We start from the raw sequence: 20,310 nt of genomic DNA, 5'->3' as shown, positions 1-20,310 counted from the left end.
GCAGGCTCGCTCCCACAATGGTCCGGGGCAAGGCCACAATCTTCAGCGCAACCCAAATCCCTGTGGGAGCGGGCTTGCCCGCGAAGGCGTCGGCACATTCAACATCATCATCGCCTGACCCAGCGCTATCGCGAGCAGGCTCGCTCCCACAATGGTCCGGGGCAAGGCCACAATCTTCAGCGCAACCCAAATCCCTGTGGGAGCGGGCTTGCCCGCGAAGGCGTCGGCAAATTCAACATCATCATTGCCTGACCCAGCGCTATCGCGAGCAAGCTCACTCCCACAATGGTCCGGTGCAAGGCCACAATCTTCAGCGCAACCCAAATCCCTGTGGGAGCGGGCTTGCCCGCGAAGGCGCCGGCACATTCAACATCTTCATTGCCTGACCCAGCGCTATCGCGAGCAGGCTCACTCCCACAGTGATCCGGGGCAGATCCACGATCTTTGTCGCCCCCCAAATCCCTGTGGGAGCGGGCTTGCCCGCGAAGGCGTCGGCACATTCAACATCATCATTGCCTGACCCAGCGCTATCGCGAGCAAGCTCGCTCCCACAGTGATCCGGGGCAAGACCACAATCTTCAGCCCAACCCAAATCCCTGTGGGAGCGGGCTTGCCCGCGAAGGCGTCGGCACATTCAACATCATCATCTGACCCAGCGCTATCGCGAGCAAGCTCGCTCCCACAATGGTCCGGGGCAAGGCCACAATCTTCAGCGCACTCAAAATCCCTGTGGGAGCGAGCCTGCTCGCGAAGAGGCCAAGTCAGATACATCCACGTTGAATGACACACCGCTTTCGCGAGCAAGCTCGCTCCCACAGGTCCAGCGGCATCGCGAATAGCCTGGCACCACGCAATCTGAATTTTCCCGCCAATCTGCCCCCTAAATTCTGAGCGGTCGATACACGTCCGCCGATGCAAGGAGGGTCAGTACGCATGTCGGATAACCAAACGCCTTCGCCGCACAACTCGCAGCAATCCACCCAAACACTATTGAGCCGTTTGCTCATGGCGCGCGGGCCCGGCGGTCAGGAAGATGAGGTCCGGGCGATCTGCCTGGAAGAACTGCGGCGCCATTGCGACGAGGTCTGGACCGATCGGGCCGGCAATGTCATCGGCCTGCTCAAGGGCCGCGAACCCGATCCGGACGGCGAGCACGCTGTGCGCATCATGGGCCACATGGATGAGATCGCCATGCTGGTCAAACGCGTCGAGCCGGACGGTACGTTGCGGGTGGTTGCCCTCGGCGGTGCGAACCCGGTGAATTTCGGTGTGTGTCCGGTGGATATTCTCGGCGACGCGCAAACCCTGCCCGGCGTGCTCTCATTCGGCTCGATGCACGCCACCACAGGCTCGCCGCAGGGCCAGGATGTGATTAGCGGCGCGGTGGAGTGGAAAGACGTGCACATCATCACCCGCCACGACCCGCAAACCTTGCAAGACATGGGCGTGCGTCCCGGCACCCGCGTCGTGCTCAGCCAGCACTGGCGCACGCCGTTCCGGGTGGGTGACGCCACCGCTGCGCATTTTCTCGATGACCGCGCGCCCGTCGTCGCCATGCTCCAGGCCGCCGAGCAACTCAAGCGTAGCCCGACCGAATTGGCGCACGACACCTACTTTGTCTTCACCACCCTCGAGGAAGAAAGCAACGCCGGCGCAATGTACGCCGCTGCGCACCTGCCCGGCGACACCACAATCGCGGTGGAAGTAGGCCCGGTGATGAGCGAGTACGCAACGCGATTGAGCGTCGACCCGATCATCGATACCGGCGACCAGAAAGGCTATTACTCGCGCGGGGTGGTCATGGCTCTGGCCGACGCCGCCAAGCGTTGCGGCTTCGAACCACAGTTCGCCCTGCTGGTGGATTTCGCTTCTGACGCCAGCGCGGTGATGAGCTCAGGCATCAGCGCCCAGGCCGGATGCATCGCAATCCCGACCGAGAATACCCACGGGTTCGAACTGGTCGTGGATGGCGCGATTGAAGCGTGCGCGCAGACGTTGGTGGAATATCTGCAAGGCCTGCAGAACGAGGTATCCACTTGACCCGAGCACAAAAAAGGGAGGCCCATTACAGGCCTCCCTAATTCTCAGCGTCAGGACGTACCCAACCCCTGTGACAAATCCGAAGACGACGGCCGCGCCGGATCAGGCTTGGTTTCAACCTCGGTCTGTTCAGTGGTCCGAGTCACCGTGTCACGCACTGCTTCATACCCTTCCTGAGCTTTCTGCTTGGCCTTGTCGACCATGCCCGCGCTGGTACGGCCCATGTAGCGCTGTTCAGTGGAAGTAGTCGGCAACGCCGCGCCGAGCAATGCACCGAGCGCAACCCCGGCGGCAGCGACCATCAGCGGTTGCTCCTTGAGCATGTGACTGAACTGCTGGCCAAGCACTTGCGAATTACGCGACAGTCGATCACTGGCGTCATGCATCGCATGGGTCAGATTTTCCTTCGCCGCACCGACGTTTTCCCCGAGGTGGCTGGCCTTGCCTTTCAGCGACTGGTAGCCGTCCTTCAGCGAGTCAGTGGTCGAGTGCAAATGCGCGCGGGCGCTGTCGATGCCGTCGGCCAAACCATCGGCCCACTCGCCGGCCTTGTCTTGATCCGGCCCGCTGCGATAGGTCGGTTGCGGCACGGGCGGGCGATTCTGGCTCATCATCAACCAGAGCAGGCCCACCGAAGTCAGCACCGCTGGCACCGGGTTATTGCGCACGCTGGTGCCGAGATTGGTGAAGAACGTCGAGCCGTTGCTCTGCATCATTCCCCAAGCCTGATCGATCATCTGCCCGGGAGTGAACTTGCTTTCCAATTGATCGACGATGTTGCCGATGCTCGCACGTTGCGCATCGATTTCGCGCTCGATCTGCTCCGGGCTTTTTTCCGCTTCGATATCCAGTTCGCTTTTCATGAGACTTTCCTCCGCAGCGCTTCCTGATCCTTGTTCAAGGCGTCGAGAGTGCGATCAGGTTTGAAGTGAGATGGCTCGAATTGTTTCTTCCCGGATTGCAGCATGGCGAAGCCAATGATCATCACCACCACGCCAACTATCAGCGCAGCCAGCCACGGCGCCATGAACATGCTCAGGCCGTACACCGCTGACATCAGCAGAATGATGAAGCCGGCGAGAAACACGATCGCACCACCGGCAACCGCACCGATGCCCGCCTTCAGCGTGCTGAGGCTGTTCTGCAGTTCGGCTTTTGCCAATGCCAGTTCCTTGGTGAACAACGCTGGCACCTCTCGGGACAGTTGTCGCAACAGGCCGACCACCGAAGCGTCATCCGTTTGGCCGAGGGGCCTTGCCCCGCTCAGATCAGATTCATCTCTGTTCATCACAGTTCTCCTTTGGCGTCGGGTGCGTGCGGTACGGAAGCCGCGGCAAAATCAGAGGGGTGATCGCTGTCACTGGGCGAGGTCGGGGTGATGCCGGTGGCCAGCCCCGGATTGGCGTGGGCCGATGACGGCACTGACGATTCATAGGGTCGCTGCGCACCGTAATCGGCTGGCGGTGGCGTCGATGTCGTGCCCGCCGCCGGATCATGTTCGGCGCTGACCGTCGCTGCTGCGGCCGTGCCGGCTTTGAGAAACCGCGACAGTCCGAAACCGATGGCAATGCTGCCGGCGATGAACAGGCCCGGATTGCTGCGCGCCAGATCCGCCGCATCGTGCAGCAACTGCTCGGCACTCTTGCCGCGCAGGTTGCCCGCCAGCCCGGTCATGGAATCCGCCATGTCCGTCAGGTAGTCGGACATGCCCAGCGTGTCCTTGTCCTGCAACTCCGAGACGAAGCTCTTTGCGCCTTGGGCCAGTGCTTCTATCTGTTCCGCCGCGGTGTCGCGGTACTGTCCGAATTGTGCGTCGGCCTGTTGCCGCGCACCGCCGAGTGCTTCATTGACGTCGTCCTTCAAATGTTCAAAACCCTGTCCAGGCTTGCTGTTCGGATCACCTGATTCAAAGCCTGCCCTGCTGTCTTGAGTATTCATGTGGCCCCTCGCGTTCTGACTTGAAAACGGAAAAACGGGACTACACGGCAACATTGCCTCGAGCCCCCACATAGAAGATGACGGAGCAGCTTGCGCGAGAGTTCAAAGAGGTTGATGAGCGTGCGACATCAGGTCTGGATCAGCGACGAAAGGTTGCGCTTGGCACGATTGCGTTGAGCTTCTGCGCCTGGCTGCGGTCAAGACAAGGCACAAGCATTTATCTGCAACACGACGCTGAAACCCGCAACAACGCCGATAGATGGCAGAATCCCCACACCCTGATCACTTCGGAGACCGCAATGCTTCGCCTGTTTGAAGAAAGGCTCGACCCCTTCCCGCCCGATGAGGCGCCGCCACCGCCAGTCGGCCTGATGCGCTTCTTGTGGGCGTGCACCCGGGGCGCGCGCGGCTACATCCTGGCCTTCGCCCTGCTCAGCGCCAGCGTATCAATCTACGAGGCGTGGCTGTTTTCTTTCCTTGGGCAAGTGGTGGATCTGCTCTCGACCTGGCAATCCGGCGGCGCTGCCGGTGATGAGGAAAGCCGCGTGTTGTGGGGCATCGGCATCGTGCTGGTAGTCAGCATTGGTCTGGTAGCGCTGCGCACGATGGTCCAGCACCAGATCCTCGCGATCAATCTGCCGCTGCGCCTGCGCTGGGACTTTCACCGGTTGATGCTGCGGCAAAGTCTGTCGTTCTTTTCCGACGAGTTCTCCGGCCGGGTGACGACCAAGGTCATGCAGACTGCGTTGTCGGTGCGCGAGGTGCTGTTCACCTTGATCGAAATTCTCCCCGGCATCGGCGTGTACTTCATCGCGATCATCGCGCTGGCCGGTGGCTTTGCGCTGAAACTGATGCTGCCGTTCCTTGCCTGGATCGTTTTGTTCGGGCTGGCGATGGTGTATTTCGTCCCGCGTCTGGGCAAGGTCGGCCAGGAACAGGCCGATGCACGCTCGTCGATGACCGGGCGGATTGCCGATGCCTACACCAACATCACCACGGTCAAACTGTTTTCGCACTCCAAGCGTGAAGCGCACTTTGCCCGTGCGGCGATGGAAGATTTCAAGCTCACCGGATTCCGCCAGATGCGTCTGGTCAGCCAGTTCGAAATCGTCAATCAGGCGCTGGTGGTGGCGTTGATTCTCGGTGCCGGCGGTTATGCGTTGTGGCTTTGGCATCAGGGTGAAGTCGGCACCGGCGCTGTTGCGGCGATCACCGCCATGGCGTTGCGCATCAATGGCATGTCGCACTGGATCATGTGGCAGATGACTTCGCTGTTCGAAAACATCGGCACCGTCCAGGACGGCATGGCCACCCTGACCAGCGGTCCGAAAGTCCAGGACGCACCGGATGCCAAAGTGCTGGAGCCGGCCGGCGGCGAAGTGGTTTTCGACAATGTCAGCTTCAACTACAACGGCGAACGCCAGGTGCTCGACGGCTTGACCCTGCACATTCGCCCCGGCGAAAAAATCGGTCTGGTCGGCCGCTCCGGTGCAGGCAAGTCGACGCTGATCAACCTGCTGCTGCGCTTCTATGACGTTGATCGCGGCGAGATCCGCATCGATGGGCAGAACATCGCCGAGGTGACCCAGGACAGCCTGCGCAGCGTGATCGGCATGGTCACCCAGGACACCTCGCTGCTGCACCGCTCGATCCGCGACAACATCGCCTACGGTCGCCCGGACGCCACCGACGAAGACATCCATCGCGCGGCGGTGAACGCTCAGGCCGATGGTTTCATCAGCCAGTTGAGCGACAAGCAGGGCCACAGCGGTTACGACACGCTGGTCGGCGAACGCGGCATCAAGCTCTCCGGCGGCCAGCGCCAACGCATCGCCATCGCCCGAGTGATGCTGAAAAACGCACCGATCCTGCTGCTCGACGAAGCCACCAGCGCACTGGACTCGGAAGTCGAAGTCGCGATCCAGGAAAGCCTCGATGAAATGATGCAGGGCAAAACCGTGATCGCCATCGCCCACCGCTTGTCGACCATTGCGGCAATGGACCGGCTGATCGTCATGGACGAAGGCCGCATCATCGAACAAGGCACCCACGCGCAACTGCTGGAGAAGAACGGCACCTATGCGCGTCTGTGGCAGCACCAGAGCGGCGGGTTCCTGGGTGAGGATCGGGGTTTGGTTGAGGTGATGGAGGAGTGATCAGGCTGGAGGGCCGGGGCCGGCCCTCCATCGATTGGCCTAGATGGTGACGGGGCTTTCGGCATCAATCGGAAGCTTTACGCGGAACACCGTTCCACCGTCCCGGTCAGAGCTGACCTCAATCGAGCCTGCATGCGAGGCGACGATTTCCGAGGCGATAAACAGGCCCAGCCCCAGCCCAGCGACAGGCCCGTGATCAACCACGGAGCGCTGCGAGAACCGCCCCATCGGATTGAAGATGAACGGCAACACGTCTTCCGGAATCGGCTCGCCGCCGTTGTGCACCATGAACAGCGCGCAATCCGCCCGAGCTTCCAGTTCAACCGTAACCGGAAACTGATTGTCGCCATGGGTCACCGCATTGCTGATGATGTTGGAAAAGACCTGTTCCATCCTGGCGCCATCGAACGCTCCCATCACCGCCTCCTTCGCATCGAACCGCACGTTGGCCTGCGGATGAAAGGCGCGGATTTCCTCGATCACCCGCTCGCACACAGGGCTGAGATCGATCAGGGATTTTTTCACCGGAATCCCCGGCCCCATCTGGCAGCGCGTCAGATCCAACAGGTCGCCCACGATCTGGCTGGCGCGCTGCACGCTGGCGTAGATCTGCCTGGCCACTTTGCTGGTGCGCGGGTCAGTGGCTTCGGTACGACGCAACATATCCGCACCGAGCAGAATCGCCCCCAGCGGCGTGCGCAAGTCATGGCCGAGAATCCCCAGAAACACATTGCGCGACGCCTCGACGGCGCGCGAGTAGCTGGCAATCGACTCGGCCAGCGCCTGATCGATGGCTTCGTGAAAGCGTGTCATGTCGTCGACATTCACTGATTTGCCATCCTTGACCTGACGCAGCCACTGGCTCAGCACACTGGTGCGCAGCGCGCGGTATTCCGACACCATCTGATCGATGGTAAAACCGGCCATCAGCCGCGTCACCGCGTGGGTTTCCGCAGCTGTTTCTTCATCGTCGCGCGGCGCTTGGCCCTGGGCTTTGGCGATTTGTTCGCTCATGGTCTGCTTGGTCCGCAGATCGATGACGATGGCGCGCAACATCTGCTCGGCGTGATCGCGCAGCGCGACGTTATCCAGCTCCACCCCCGGCGTCTCGATGGTGCGGGCGAAATCTTCCCAGGCCTGCAGGATCGGCTCTAGGTTTTCGAGAATGAAATCTGGCAGGCGCATGGCTGTAGTCCGCAGGGGAAATCCATCAACGCCAGCATCTGAGCCGGCGCAGATTTCGGAAAGGGCAATTCAGGAGTACAGAAGGTACGGCTGACCTCGTGCAGCCTACCATCATTGCAGTGGTTCAACGCGGGAGGAAAATCGGCAGCAGCCGCTTGTGACGAAAGCCATCAGTACACTCAGCTCCCTGTGCTTGAGCTGCTGCCCGCAACGCTCAAGTCGCCACCCGGAAAAGCACCACCCTCAATGTGATACACGCTCGGCTCTGCGGAAAAATAATCCTCCAGCCCCAGCATGAAGCGCTGATGGTCGTCACTCTCTTCAAACCCCGGCGAGTGATCTTCAAGCGATTGCCAGCGCACGATCAAATTGAATTGCTCGGGGGTTTCAATACCTTGCGCCAGCAAGTGGCCGCCATATCCCTTGGCGCGGGTGAGCAACGGTTCGACTTCGGCAAATGCCCGTCGAAAGGCTTCAGTCTGTTGCGGGTGAACGGGCAGCACAGCGATCTCGTAAACCATGATGTTTCTCCAGAATCAGTGAGCGGATTCAGACGATGAGTGAAGGCTCGACGGCGATGGCGATTTTTCCCAGCAGACCGTTGTTGGCGCTCTCCAGTCGGGCATGGGCGAGCGGGATGTCGGCAAGGGAATAGACCGCGCCAACATGGGGCCGCAACTGGCCGCGCTCGACCAACGCGCTCAATTCATCGAGCTTGCCGCGATTCTGCCGGGTGAAGACGAAGTGGTAGCTGGCGTTCTTGCCCCAGGCCTGGACGAGGTTTTGTGGCTGCGCGATATCGACGATCGAGACGACGCGGCCAAGCTGGGCGAGCGCGTCGGCACTGCGAGACAGGGTATCGCCGCCGATGGTGTCGAACACCACATCAACGCCATGCCCGGCGGTTTCGCGCATGATCGCTTCGACGTAATCCTCTTGGGTGTAATCGATCACCACGTCGGCACCCAGGCTGCGGACGAAATCGGCGTTGGCCTCGCGCACGGTGGTGAACACTCTGGCGCCCATGGCTTTGGCCACCTGAATCGCCACATGGCCGACCCCGCCGGCGCCGCCGTGGATCAGAATGCTTTCGCCAACGCGGAGCACGGCGCGCACGGTCAGCGCTTCCCAAACCGTACCGCCGACCAGACTCAGACTGGCCGCCTCAAGGTGGCTCAGCGAGCCAGGCTTTCTGGCGATGATGCTTTCGGCTGCGACGTGGTACTCGGCATAACTGCCCTGCCCGTCGAATATCTGCGGGGTGTACCAGACTTCGTCGCCCGGTGCGAAAGCGCTCACGCCCGGCCCGACGGCTTCAACCACGCCCGACACGTCGTGACCGGTAATGGCTGGCAGCGGCACAAGATCGGGATAGTCACCGCGCCGAACCTGATAATCCAGCGGATTGATGGAAGTAGCGTGCACTCGGACCAGCACTTGGCCCGCTTGCGGAACCGGTTTTGGAACGTCGCTGAGTTCGAACGAATCAGGACCGCCGAAGGATTTCAAAATCATCGCTTTCATGGCAAAACCTCGTATCGATAAAGAGGGATATCGAGAATTCTCGATATCCTAGAGTAAAAAAATTTACAGCTCTTTCCCTATGATCTCTGCAAGCGCGCTGATAGCAGCCTCATTGCGTTTGTAGTAGGTCCATTGACCGATGCGTCGCACTTCCACCAGCCCCACCCGCTGCAACGTGGCCAGGTAACTCGACACCGTCGACTGCGACAAGCCGATACCTTCCTGGATGCTGCTGACGCAGACACCCTCGACGAGAACGTCACCCTCATCCTGCGGGGGGAAGTTCTTGACGGGATCCTTCAGGCCTTCAAGGATCTTGAGGCGCGTCGGGTTCGAGAGGGCTTTAAAGATTTCGATCAGTTCCATGCGCCGAGGATATCGAGATTTTTCGATATGTCAATGTGGTTTTTTGACTCGTTTCTTTCAGGAAACAATCGGGTCCTGAAGAATGCGCGCGTCGATGCAAGGCCGACCGTCCAGATAGAGCTGTTGGAACTGTGCGCACTCCATGGCTTTCGCAAACAGCCATCCCTGTGCATAGCGCACCTGGTTGGCGCCCAGGAAGTTTAGCTGTGCCGGGGTCTCGACGCCCTCAGCAACAAGTGTCAGCCGTAGCGCGTGGCCCATCTGAATGACGTGAGTGACCAGTAAGGTCTCCTCCTCTGCTTCGCTGATCTGCTCAACGAAGGATCGGTCGATCTTGAGCACGTCCAGCGGTAATTGCTGCAGGTATTGCAGACTCGAATAGCCGGTGCCGAAGTCATCCAGCGCGACAACAAACCCGGCGCTCCGCGCGCGCTCCAGCGTTTCTTTCGCTGACGTTAGATCGACGAGGCTTCGCTCTGTCACCTCAAGCCATATCTGCGCGGGTTGCACGTCGAGGCGACGGCTTTCATTCAACAAAGCAGGGATCAGTCGCCCGGAGCTGACGTCGGCTGCGGCCAGATTTAACGCTACGTGCAGTGAACGATCACTGGCGAGCATGGCGCCAAGGTCTGCGAATACGCGGTGAACCACTTGGTCAGTGATCGCTTCGATCAAGCCACTGGATTCGGCCAGCGGGATGAACACGTCCGGGTAGACCAGCGTGCCGTTGGGTTTGCGCCAGCGGATCAAGGCTTCGGCGCCGATGCAGCGCCGGGTCTCAATTTCGATGATCGGCTGATAATGAACCACGAACTCCTGTCGCTGCACCGCGCGCTCCAGTGCCGCCAGCGGGGACAGCTTGCGACGCCACCAGCGCAGGCTCGCAATGACCAGGCCTACGCTGATGACAAGACCGATCGGCAGCAGATAAAGCACGTGCTGCCCGAGGCTGCGCAGCAGTTCCTGTCGCGGGATTGCGGCAATTACGGTGAAGTTGCCCTGGGCCACCAGTGTGTAGAGAAAGCCGTCCTTGAGGCCATGCGTAGGCCCCTCATGCACCAAGGCTAGGAAACTCGCCATGTTCGGGTCCGCCGGGCCGAGCAAGCGGCCCTGACGTGTGCCGACGGCCAGCCTCACGCCTTCATCCAGTACGACTTCGCGAAATTGTTCCGGGTCGACCAGCACGTTGAACGCAGCAAACTGCAACGCCAGCATCGGTTTGATCAGCTCGTTGTCATCCTGCGCATCGATGGACACCTTCACCCCGTCGTCGGTGACGAAATCCTCCGCCCATTGCTTCGACCGCGGCGGCGTGGCGCCCCATGACGTGCAGGCAAATACATCTTCTTCGTAGCCGACCGTCTCGACCGAAAACGTATTGATGGCAATCATGCGCATCTGCTCGATGCCCTGTGGCGAGCAGGGTTCGAGGTCAGTGACAGCAATGCTTTTCAGTGCCTGGGAGGCCTGCGCAAATGTCTGACTGGCGCGATCGTTGGCAATCGCAGCGAGCGTTTGCAGGCGGTCATGAGCCGCGTAGATCGACAGCATCCAGCCAGCCGCGAGGGTCATGCCCAACGGGACGATCACCGCAAGGGCCGTCAGCAATATTCCTCGCCGCATGATCTTGGAACGCTTCATTTCACCGCCCGAATGATTTGGTCCATGACGCGTCTTCGCGACTGCTGGACGCGCCGTTTGCGCGGCACCTACCGCTGCTTTTAGCGTGGAATCGAGCCAGAATCAATAACTCTGCCGATTAGTTGAAAGCCCCGTGACATGCATCAATTTGTAGCCTCATTCGGAATCGCTTGAGGCCATCGACAAGTACGATTCAACTCGATTGCGTCCACCCTGTTTGGCGCGGTAGAGGCATTCATCGGCTTTCTTGAGGACGATTTCTGCAGTAGTCGGTAAGTGTTTACACGTCGCCACGCCGATCGAAGCGGTAATGCGCCCCACGGTCGGAATATCACTGGTCGCAATGGCCTGACGTATCCGCTCAGCGATGGCACTGGCTGACTCGACATCGGTTTGCGGCAAAATCAACAAGAACTCCTCTCCCCCGGCTCGGCACGCCAGGTCGCCGACGCGGGAATAGGATTGCAGCGTATGCGCGACCTGTTTGATCGCCAGATCGCCCTTGTCGTGGCCGAAGGTGTCGTTAACCCTTTTGAAATGGTCGATGTCCAGCGATAACACCGAATATGTCTGCCCGGTGCGCTCAAGGCGGCGCAACTCCTGATCCATGGCTCTGCGATTGGCCAGTCCGGTCATGGGGTCGGTCAGCACCTGCTGGTTAAGGTGGCCCAGCTTCGCTTGCAACAACTGCACGCCGGCAAGCATCGCCTGGCGAATGGAAAACGCCTCGTGATACCAGGCCTTGACGTGGCGAAGTTGCTCGCTGGCCTGGGGCGCTGACAACTGCCGGGCAATACGCGACAGCTGATTAAGCGGTCGACAGATCAGCAAGGTGCCGAACCAGATCAGTACGAAGCCGATCAGGGCGGCAGGCAGCATTCCCAGCAGCACATCGCGCATCAAGGTGTTCAGCGGCGCCAGGCTGACCTCGCGCGGCTGCTGCGCGACCACCGCCCAGCCAGCGCCCGGCACCTGAGCGTACCCGGCGAGCATGGGTACGCCTTTGTAATTACGCACGCTCATCGAGCCGCTCTCGCCACGCAACGCCGCATCGACGGTTTTGCTCCAGCCCAGGGTGTCGCCAATGCGCGCCGCCTCAGGGTGAAAAAGCAGTTGGCGATCCTGATCCGCTACAAAGGCAAAGGTGCCTTCGTGGTGAAAATGGCGGCTGATCAGGGTGTGCAGCGCGTTGTCTTCGCGCAGATAAACCGAGCCGCCGATGATGCCCACGTAACGCTCAGCAGAGTCGTAAACGGGTTCGGAGATAAATACGACGAGATTGCCGGCGGCGGATGTATATGCGGAGCTGATGAAGGGCCGCTTCGCCTCGATGGCTTTGAGAATGGCATCCGAACGCAGCGTTGAACCGTTGATTTGCAGAGTATCCGGGTACGCCTCCAGCACCTTGGCAGTGCTATCGATGATGGCAATCGAGTTGAAATCGGCATCCTGTTTTTGCAGGCGCAGCGCTTCGGCGCGCATGACGCTGGGGTCACCCCAGGCCTTGCCCAGTTCACTGGCGCTGTACCGCAGATGGTTCTGTGCTGAATGAATGAATTCAGCGAGACTCGAAGCGACCTTAGCTGCATAGGCGCTGTTCGACTGCAGCGCATGATCAACCAAGGCATCGCGCTGCACGCGGTAGGCCGTGACAAGGCTGTTGCCCAACGTCGCCAGAACAGACAGCAGTACCAGGGAGAGAATCAGCCAACGCAAATTCAGCGCAGTTACGGGCTGCGTGGCACCCAGCGTCTCGTCGCTGGCCGATTCATTTGGGGGGTCCGTTCTGTCGATCATCGTCTGCCCTGACAGGTCTCTTTGGGAGTTCGCAGCGAAAGCGCCTCAGCGAGTATATGCGCTTGTGCGTGACACGCCTGAGGGACTTCCAATAGGAGAGCGTCTGCCTGCTGCGTTTGAACTTCAAACCGGGTCCAGCAACACCCACAACCGCACGATTTTCCCTTCGCTGATTTCCGCCACGTCGACACCGCTGACAACAGTTGGCCCAGCGCTCGGGCCCGCATGCCAGCGCAGGTAACCCAAGCCATGATGCCCAACCGCCGGCCCCTCGGGAACAAAAGCGAAGTCCGCCCCGAACTGATCCAGCAACGCACCGGCCACCTCTGAAATCGCCGCCCGCCCGGTGACGATGCCAGTCGGTTCGTACATCGTCGGTGTGCCTGCAAAAAGCTCATGCACCGCCGCAATGCGCTTTTGTGCATCGCGCTCGTTGAACACGCGCTGCAGGTTGGCCCGCAGCAAGGCGTCGTAGTTTTCCACCTCATTGATATTTCGCGAATCTGAGCCAGACATTTTTGAATCCTCGATTGGTATGTGAAGCCCGGTTGCCCGGGCTCAGCGGTCAACCATGTTTGACCAGGTTCAAGGCTGGCAGCGGTCCGCCCGGGAACTGCGCAAGCATTCCCTGCTGCACACCGCCCAGGTCGATGCCGTAAAAACCCAATTGATCAATCAGCTCTGCAACTTTGGTTTTGCTCGGGGCATCTTCACCGGAATAAAACAGCACACGCTTGCCGCCCTCGGCGGAGGGATCGCTCAGCAGAGCCGCGAGCAAATGGTTGAAGGCCTTGACCACGTGCGCACCGGGCAGCATCTGCGCCACCACTTGCGAAGACGGCTGGCCGCCCAGATCGAACGGCTTGAACAGTGGTGCCTCGATCGGGTTGTTGGCATCGATCACGATGCGCTCATCCCAAGGCCCGAGATCGCGTACCGCGTCGGGGATCTTCGACCAGTTCACCGCCAGAAAAACGATGTCCGCCTGGCTGGCTTGCTGAGCCGTCACCGCTTGTGCGAGTGGACCCAATTCGTCGACCAAACCGGCAAGGCTCTGCGGCCCACGGCTGTTGGCCAGACTGACCGGCAGGCCTGCGTTGACGAGCAACCGAGCGATGGCGGTGCCGATGGAGCCTGTACCAATGATGCTGATAGTCATGATGCTCTCCTTACGCTGTGAAGCCGCCGTCGACGATTAATTCTGCGCCGGTGACAAACCCGGCGTCCGCACTGGCCAGGTACGCCACCGCGCTGGCAACATCCTTGCCCTCGCCGTACCGCCCCATGGCGATGTTCGGGCGTAGGAAGTCCGCAATGGGCCCGTCGGCCGGGTTCATGTCGCTGTCGGTCGGGCCAGGATGGACGGTGTTCACAGTGATGCCGCGCGGCCCAAGATCGCGCACCAGTCCACGACTGAAACCGGTCAGCGCACCTTTGCTCAGGGTGTAGACGGAGGCGGTAGCGAACGCAGCGTATTGCACCATCGAGCTGCCGATGTGAATGATGCGACCGCCCTGCCCCATGTGTTTGAGCGCTTGCTGAGTGGCGACGAAGACGCCGGTCACGTTCACCGCAAGGATGCGTTGAAAGTCCTCAAAGGCGATGTCCTCGGGGGCACCGAGCAGGCTGATACCAGCGTTGTTCACCAGAATGTCGATCTTGCCAAAACGCTGTGCAACCTCGGCAATCGCTGCACGTACAGCCTCGGGATTGCCCGCATCGGCCGCCAGCGCCACAGCCTGGCCGCCCGCCGCGACGATTTCCTGCACGACCGCTGCGGCGCGATCTGGCGATGCGTTGTAGGTGATAGCGACGTTGGCGCCATCTGCCGCGAGCCGCTTGGCGATTGCTGCGCCGATGCTGCGTGAGCCACCGGTAACGATGGCGATTTTGCCGGTCAGTGGAAGCGTGAAAGTGTTCATGGTCAAGCCTCTGGGTGGTTGGAGTTGATGAGGCTATGAGACGCCTTTTGATCTTCCACCAGTAGTGGAAGCCCACTAGAATCACTTTCAATCATTCGTTGAAGGTGCGCAGATGGAAACCTTAGGCAATTTGCTCTCATTCGTGCGCAGCGCCGAGGCGGGAAGCTTCTCTGCCGCCGCGCGGCGCCTGGGCCTGACTCCCGCGGCGGTCAGTCGCAATGTCGCGCAACTGGAGGCCAACCTCGGCGTACGCTTGTTTCAGCGCAGCACGCGCAAACTCACGCTGACCGAAGCGGGAGAACGCTTTCTGGCCAACGTCGGTTCGGGACTGGAAAGTGTTCAAGCGGCGATTGCCGATGTGGCCGGCAATGCCGGAGAGCCTTCAGGGCTTTTGCGTCTGAGCGCAGCACCCGGTTTCGCCAGGGATTTTCTGCTGCCGCTAATGCCCGAGTTTCTCAAGCAATACCCCGCCGTGACCCCTGAATGGCACGTCGACAATCGCCAGGTCGATCTCATCGCGGATGGATTTGATGCGGCTATCGGCGGCGGCATCGAACTCGCGCAAGGTGTGGTCGCCAGAGCCATCGCCCCGGCGCATCTGATTCTGGTGGCATCGAAGGAATATCTCTCGGCACACAAGCGCATCCGGCACATCGAAGAGCTGGCGACGCTGGATCATCTGGCCATGCGCTCGGTGCAGACCGGCAAGGTGCGCAGCTGGATGCTGCAAGGCCCCGACGGGCAACGGGCACCGCTGGAGTTGGCGCCGCGCCTGTTGGTCAACGATCCGCAAGCGCTGTGTCAGTGCGCGCGCTTGGGATTGGGGGTTGCGCTGTTGGCGGTTCCCGACGTGCTGCCGTATCTGCGGGACGGCACGCTGGAAAGGGTTTTGCCGGGTTGGCATGTCGATGCGGGACAGATCTATTTGTACTTTTCCAGCCAGAAACTGCTGCCGGCAAAAACCCGGGCGTTTGTGGATTTTCTGGTCGGTCAGGCTCGAGCGGATGGGTGGGCCGCTCTTCTCGATGCTCGGACTTAAAAAGCAAGTCATACGACCTCTGAAACTCAACCAGCATCACGCCTAAGCGGTTTTTCAAGCCTTTCGAGCTTGCCGCGCCTGCTCGATTAAGGTACAAATCGGGCAGTTGTACGACAACATAATAAAACCTGAGCCACCCCGAGTGGCTATCATTTTTGAGATCTGCCATGTCCCGTCCTGAGTTTGCGCCAACCGTCCCCCCGCCCTTCCCTCGTTATCTCGCCGTGATCATTCTGTTGTGCATGGGCTGTGCGTTCGCCGGCAACCACGTCGCGGCACGGGTCGCTTTTGATGATGGCGCGGGCGTGTTGCTGGCGATTCTGATGCGCTCGGGAGGGACCTTGCTGGTGCTGGCCATTCTCGTCCTGTGGCAGCGGCAAAGCCTGCGCCTGCCGACGGGAGCGTGGCGTTGGCAACTGTTGTTGGGCCTGCTGATTACTGCGCAGAGCCTGTGTCTGTACTCCGCTGTCGCGCGGGTCCCGGTCGCTTTGGCGCTGCTGGTGGCCAACGTGTTTCCGATCCTGCTCGCCTTGCTGACCTGGGCGCTGGGCGGCCCACGCCCAAGCGCGCGCACCGCGATGTTGATGGGCTTGATTCTCGTCGGGCTGGTGTTCGTGCTGGACGTCCCCGGACGTCTGTCAGACAGCGCCAGCGTCGGCCCGGAATGGCTACTGGGCGTCGCACTCGCCTTCTGCGCCGCCAGCGTCTTCGCCTGCGCGCTGTGGATCACCGACCACAAACTGTCGCAAGTGCGCGGCTCGGTGCGCAGCCTGCTGACCATCTTCATCGTGTTCAGCAGCGTCAACCTGGCCGGCCTGACCGGCGCCCTCCCCGGCGGACTCAACCTCCCCGCCACCTCAACCGGCTGGCTGGCCCTTGCCACGCTTGTCGTGCTCTATGGGACCGGCTTCATTGTGTTGTTCATCTCCGTGCCCCGACTGGACATGCCACGCAACGCCCCGGTAATGAATATCGAACCACTGGCGACGTTGTTGATGGGCTGGATTGTGCTAGATCAAATGCTCAGCAGAGGGCAGATCGTGGGTGGAGTGATTGTGGTGAGCGGGATTGTTTTGCTGACGTATCGCAAAGCGCCGGTGAAGGTTGGGGTGAAGGCTGAGGTTTGAGGGGGTGTGGTGGCGGGACTCTTGGTTGGCGAGTCCTGCTTATCGCCCCCGGCTCGATACCGGATCAGCAGAATTGCAGGCTCTCTAGGTCTACCTGGGCATAGCTTCCTATTTCACTCTTGTAGAGATAAATCGCAGTTACCTCCAGCTCCGTTCGTAAGAATTCCGCCAGCGTTCTGAGTCTGGTGCGTGTGGTCATGGCAGGGCGTACAACCCTCACGCTACCGGGGTGGTCATCGTAAGTTCTGACGAGAAACTGATCGACACCATCCAGAATCAGATAATTGAAACCTCGATATTCATAGCCTGCTTCGTAGTCGACATCATCGAAACGGTCGGCCTTTTCTATTCTCAAGACGCCGCCCCGCTAATTCGACTCAGCGAAATTGAAACGGTCTGGCGCCTGAAAAGTAGATGGCGCTTCATCAACGTCATTTACCAACTACCGTACGGGATGCCGAACTTATCAATGTAACGCTTGGCCTTCTCACTCACGGGATAGGCATAGCGCCCGCCATGCTTGCCCTGCTCCGGGCCGAGAGGTTCGAGTTCGCCTTGAGCATGGGAGACTTTTATCGGGCGGTGGCAGGAGTCCCTGACCCACGCTTGAAGCACTCCCCCCGGGGCGAGCCCCACAAGCAGCGTTGCGGAGAAACGTGCGGTTCTTTCGGGAGTCTTCGGGCACCGCTGATGTGTGGACTGCACCATCAGTTGCCTCGCTTCTTCTGGAATCTCTATGAAGCCTTTATAGGTTTTCTGCTCCGATATCGACTGCCAACGGACAAAAATCATTCTAGGAAGGTCAGCACCGGTTACCAAAACTCCAGAACCACCGACTGTTCCCCAACCGCGGGCAGACTCAGTCCCATCTTCTGGTTCGCCTCCGGGAGCGGATTTTCCACCGACTCTGAAAAACATTCTGTTATTGATATCCAGCACCGAGCTGTCCTCAACCCAGATCTTCATGTAATTCGGCTCAACGAATCCTATTTGCCACCAAGGAGACTTGGGGTCATTTTCTCCACTTTCGAAACCTCCTTTCTGGCAGCCCATTAACAATAAGGCGGCAAGCAGAGCGATTACAGACCTCATTACCAGAGCTTCCAATCAGCTACGTGAGGATGTTGTACACGGATCGCGTCTTCCGTCGGGGCGTTGATGTAAACAGCATCAATACCGCTCCCGTCTCTTCTTCCAAGGGGATGATTCCAGTTTGCAGAGGTATGAATGTACTTCAGCTTGAGCAAAGCCTCTTCTTCAGCAGTTGTTCTGTAGTTTCCGGTGAGAAATCGGTCACAAAGAGGTTGCAGCTCTGCCGGCACGGAGTATTCGTCATCTTCCGGTATATCAATGAATTGAACACCCTTTTCTTTCGCCAGCTGATACATGATTCTTAAATAAACTCTCGAAAGTTTACCACTCACTGGACGTTTCAATTGTAGAGCGGCATATACGCGCTTCTGCCCCGGTGAAAGCCTGTCTTGATGCTCCTGCGGAATTTCGAAGGAAGCCGGGGTGACAATATCCAGCAGATGCGCAGGCCATCCATTAGCAAGCCACTCGCTTTTTACGCGCGCGGCGTCGTGATAAATCGACGTCGTTGAAACGTCTACGTACCGAGGTACATCGAGAGTTTGCATCGGACTGACAAGCACGCGTTCCTCTACTTCATCAAGATAGCTGCCGCCAATATCCGAATGAACCCCGGGAAGAGTGTACTCAGGGTGCGCGGGCTTCACTCGGCTGAGCGCAAAATTAGCGCGACACTCATCACGCGCTACGAGATGTACGACATCCGTGAAGTATTGACGGTCCAGGTAAAGCCTCACACCGGGAGCTATAGGACTTTTCACCCGGCCAAGATTGGTGAAGCCAGCAATTGAGGGCACCGTGTCAAAGAGCCCGATGAAACCCATTTTGATGCCGTTTCCGTATTTATTATCGAAGGTGCGACTGAAATCTGCGGCGTTCCGGTTTAGGAGATCTCCTAAAGCTCCTTGGTTACCCCGCACCACTTCATTTGCGAAGTGCCGTGCAGCAGCAGCCCCACGACTGAAGCCAAATGTATCGAACGTCAGGGACGCAAGTTCACTGTCGGGGTTCTCTTGCAGTGCCTCTTCGATAGCTTGTTTTATCTGCGTAAAGGACGCTTGTACGCGACTCGTGACACCGGTCTCACCTCGCCCCGTTCCAGCACCCACAGCGCTATCCATCTGATTGCTTTCAGTGCCTATACCTTCGACATATATTGGGCTTGAGACGTACTTGAGCAAGCCATCGCCTTCGGCTTTCTGGGTCTTTTTATACAGAGAAAACAATTTCTTGATATTCGTAGGCCCGGCGCCATAACTACTATCCGGGTCACTCATATAAGGCATGCAGCTAGCTGGTATATCCTCAGGCGCAATCGGATGCTGAGCACCGCACAACAACCCCGCAGCAGAGTTGTTCGCATTGTTGCCAGTGCCATCAAAGAAAACCCCGATCCTCAACGCAATGCCTATCTTCTCAGGCTCGCGCGCGGGCTCTTTCCCGTGCTTCTCATATTCGGCCCAGTGTTGGGCGTGCAGGTCGACGGGTTTGGCTTGTTCGTAGCGGTAGTTTTTCGGCGGGTTTGGAACGTAACCACTCAATCCTTGATTCCTTGTTCTGATCCTTGAAGAACGGCCCGAAGGGTGACAGTCGAGGCCGGGTGGTGCAAGCCGTGGCCGTGTGCCAGCCGTGGTGCGCCCGGGTGTTGCGACGAGGTCTTGCGCTCGTCGCATTGCGGGTTATTTGGCTATTTCGACTTTGTCCAAAGCCTGATTGACCGCGATTTCGCCGAGCATGACGACCTGGGCGATGCCTAGAAGGGTTCTGCGGCGCGGGTTGTCGAGCAGCGCGGCGAAGTCGTAGAGCATGGTGGTGGCCGAGCCGAGGGATTCGCTGGCGTTGGCCAGCAGGGATTCGGTGTCGTATTTCGGGTTGGCGAGGAACATCTGTTCCGGCGTGTTGGTGCTGGCCAGGATGTCTGCCGGGCCGAGGTAGTGATCGAGGGCGCGTTCGGCGGCTTCGTGTAGTTTTTTCGATGCACCGGATTCGTAGGGTGATGCGGGGTCGCTGGTTGGGGGATTGGGTGTGACTTTGAACATGGTGAAACTCCTAGTTAGGAAAAGGAGCCTTCACATTCGCTACCAAACGAAGGTGGCGGCCATACGCGGGTTGGTAGACCGGTAACTAGGAACCGGCACACCCGAAGGTGTCCTGCGCATGGCCACCATTGAGCAGAGACCTGAAGCAGGCCTGCGAACGGTGCGCAATGCGACTAGTTATGGCGGGCTACCAAACCCGATCACTGTTTTTCAGCGACCGACAGACGATAGAACCCGCGACCTAGACGCACAAGCCGGCGGATTCTGGCGTAGTCGTAGGGAATGGCGCAAGGCGTTGTAGCCGTTTGCTTAATGCTTGAGTTACTGTTTAAACGGGCTAAGGGTTTTCTGTTTATGTGGCGGTGAATGGGCTGGCGTCATCGCGAGCAGGCTCACTCCTACAAGGGGATCAGGCGATGGGCAGTCACAGCATTCTGCTCCTGC

The 20,310-nt window shown here is 59.4% G+C and carries 19 protein-coding genes; 4 read left to right on the top strand and 15 right to left on the bottom strand.

The genetic code is table 11. The features are described from left to right. Positions 1-933 precede the first annotated feature (933 nt). A complete protein-coding gene (locus tag PS14A_RS10215) occupies positions 934-2,040 on the top strand; it encodes a M20/M25/M40 family metallo-hydrolase (RefSeq protein ID WP_212616070.1) in 1,107 nt (368 codons plus the stop codon). A gap of 50 nt (positions 2,041-2,090) precedes the next feature. Here the strand turns inward: PS14A_RS10215 and PS14A_RS10210 are convergent, their stop codons facing one another. From PS14A_RS10210 to PS14A_RS10200, 3 genes are read right to left on the bottom strand one after another with little or no spacing between them, the layout of a single operon-like run. Then, positions 2,091-2,903, bottom strand: coding sequence for a DUF3618 domain-containing protein (locus tag PS14A_RS10210; RefSeq protein WP_212616069.1), 813 nt, complete (start codon positions 2,901-2,903; stop codon positions 2,091-2,093). After that, positions 2,900-3,328, bottom strand: a complete 429-nt coding sequence (locus PS14A_RS10205) for a phage holin family protein (RefSeq protein ID WP_024012566.1) — start codon at positions 3,326-3,328, stop codon at positions 2,900-2,902. Before PS14A_RS10205 ends, PS14A_RS10210 begins: the two co-directional genes overlap by 4 nt. Continuing rightward, positions 3,328-3,978: a hypothetical protein gene (locus tag PS14A_RS10200; protein ID WP_110645784.1), complete on the bottom strand. Its 651-nt coding sequence runs from the start codon at positions 3,976-3,978 to the stop codon at positions 3,328-3,330. The genes PS14A_RS10205 and PS14A_RS10200 overlap by 1 nt, the downstream gene beginning before the upstream one ends. 299 nt (positions 3,979-4,277) lie before the next feature. Between PS14A_RS10200 and PS14A_RS10195 the strand changes: the two genes are divergently transcribed. Then, on the top strand, positions 4,278-6,134 hold the full coding sequence (locus tag PS14A_RS10195; RefSeq protein ID WP_056784851.1) for an ABC transporter ATP-binding protein: 1,857 nt from the start codon (positions 4,278-4,280) through the stop codon (positions 6,132-6,134). Positions 6,135-6,173: 39 nt separating this feature from the next. Here PS14A_RS10195 and PS14A_RS10190 read toward each other — a convergent pair whose 3' ends face one another. The 9 genes from PS14A_RS10190 to PS14A_RS10150 form a co-directional block, all read right to left on the bottom strand. Further along, positions 6,174-7,319, bottom strand: coding sequence for a sensor histidine kinase (locus tag PS14A_RS10190; RefSeq protein WP_212616068.1), 1,146 nt, complete (start codon positions 7,317-7,319; stop codon positions 6,174-6,176). Positions 7,320-7,498: 179 nt separating this feature from the next. Then, on the bottom strand, positions 7,499-7,840 hold the full coding sequence (locus PS14A_RS10185) for an antibiotic biosynthesis monooxygenase (RefSeq protein WP_212616067.1): 342 nt from the start codon (positions 7,838-7,840) through the stop codon (positions 7,499-7,501). Between the two features lie 28 nt (positions 7,841-7,868). After that, positions 7,869-8,843: a zinc-dependent alcohol dehydrogenase family protein gene (locus PS14A_RS10180; RefSeq protein WP_130910848.1), complete on the bottom strand. Its 975-nt coding sequence runs from the start codon at positions 8,841-8,843 to the stop codon at positions 7,869-7,871. Positions 8,844-8,906: 63 nt separating this feature from the next. Next, complete coding sequence (locus PS14A_RS10175; protein ID WP_024012559.1) at positions 8,907-9,209, bottom strand: metalloregulator ArsR/SmtB family transcription factor; 303 nt, start codon at positions 9,207-9,209, stop codon at positions 8,907-8,909. A 57-nt stretch (positions 9,210-9,266) separates the two neighbouring features. Further along, a complete protein-coding gene (locus PS14A_RS10170) occupies positions 9,267-10,850 on the bottom strand; it encodes an EAL domain-containing protein (RefSeq protein WP_212616066.1) in 1,584 nt (527 codons plus the stop codon). Between the two features lie 156 nt (positions 10,851-11,006). Then, positions 11,007-12,647: a sensor domain-containing diguanylate cyclase gene (locus PS14A_RS10165; RefSeq protein WP_212616065.1), complete on the bottom strand. Its 1,641-nt coding sequence runs from the start codon at positions 12,645-12,647 to the stop codon at positions 11,007-11,009. Positions 12,648-12,770: 123 nt separating this feature from the next. Then, complete coding sequence (locus PS14A_RS10160) at positions 12,771-13,130, bottom strand: nuclear transport factor 2 family protein (protein ID WP_206662984.1); 360 nt, start codon at positions 13,128-13,130, stop codon at positions 12,771-12,773. Positions 13,131-13,212: 82 nt separating this feature from the next. Next, entirely contained in the window at positions 13,213-13,809 is a 597-nt protein-coding gene (locus tag PS14A_RS10155; protein ID WP_212616076.1) for an NADPH-dependent F420 reductase, read from the bottom strand. A 7-nt stretch (positions 13,810-13,816) separates the two neighbouring features. Beyond that, positions 13,817-14,569, bottom strand: coding sequence for a 3-oxoacyl-ACP reductase family protein (locus PS14A_RS10150; protein ID WP_212616064.1), 753 nt, complete (start codon positions 14,567-14,569; stop codon positions 13,817-13,819). Positions 14,570-14,681: 112 nt separating this feature from the next. Here PS14A_RS10150 and PS14A_RS10145 point away from each other — a divergent pair, with 112 nt between their 5' ends. Both PS14A_RS10145 and PS14A_RS10140 read left to right on the top strand, forming a co-directional pair. Continuing rightward, on the top strand, positions 14,682-15,608 hold the full coding sequence (locus PS14A_RS10145; RefSeq protein ID WP_130910842.1) for a LysR family transcriptional regulator: 927 nt from the start codon (positions 14,682-14,684) through the stop codon (positions 15,606-15,608). 167 nt (positions 15,609-15,775) lie between these two features. Then, the gene (locus PS14A_RS10140; protein ID WP_016774285.1) at positions 15,776-16,735 is read left to right on the top strand and encodes a DMT family transporter; all 960 of its coding nucleotides are present in this window, start codon (positions 15,776-15,778) and stop codon (positions 16,733-16,735) included. Between the two features lie 435 nt (positions 16,736-17,170). On the opposite strand, the gene PS14A_RS10135 is transcribed toward PS14A_RS10140, so the two are convergent. The 3 genes from PS14A_RS10135 to PS14A_RS10125 all read right to left on the bottom strand — a co-directional run bounded on the left by PS14A_RS10135 (position 17,171) and on the right by PS14A_RS10125 (position 19,866). Then, positions 17,171-17,827 (bottom strand): DUF2931 family protein, encoded by a 657-nt coding sequence (locus PS14A_RS10135; protein ID WP_212616063.1) that lies wholly within the window; start codon positions 17,825-17,827, stop codon positions 17,171-17,173. Then, positions 17,827-19,368: a DUF2235 domain-containing protein gene (locus PS14A_RS10130; protein WP_212616062.1), complete on the bottom strand. Its 1,542-nt coding sequence runs from the start codon at positions 19,366-19,368 to the stop codon at positions 17,827-17,829. Before PS14A_RS10130 ends, PS14A_RS10135 begins: the two co-directional genes overlap by 1 nt. Positions 19,369-19,506: 138 nt before the next feature. Continuing rightward, positions 19,507-19,866 (bottom strand): hypothetical protein, encoded by a 360-nt coding sequence (locus tag PS14A_RS10125; RefSeq protein WP_130910838.1) that lies wholly within the window; start codon positions 19,864-19,866, stop codon positions 19,507-19,509. Between the last annotated feature and the right edge of the window lie 444 nt (positions 19,867-20,310).

Source organism: Pseudomonas sp. 14A, from assembly GCF_018132745.1.
Classification (GTDB): domain Bacteria; phylum Pseudomonadota; class Gammaproteobacteria; order Pseudomonadales; family Pseudomonadaceae; genus Aquipseudomonas; species Aquipseudomonas mercuritolerans.
The sequence above is the reverse complement of the archived record's forward strand: the minus strand, read 5'-3'. Positions and strand labels throughout refer to the sequence as shown.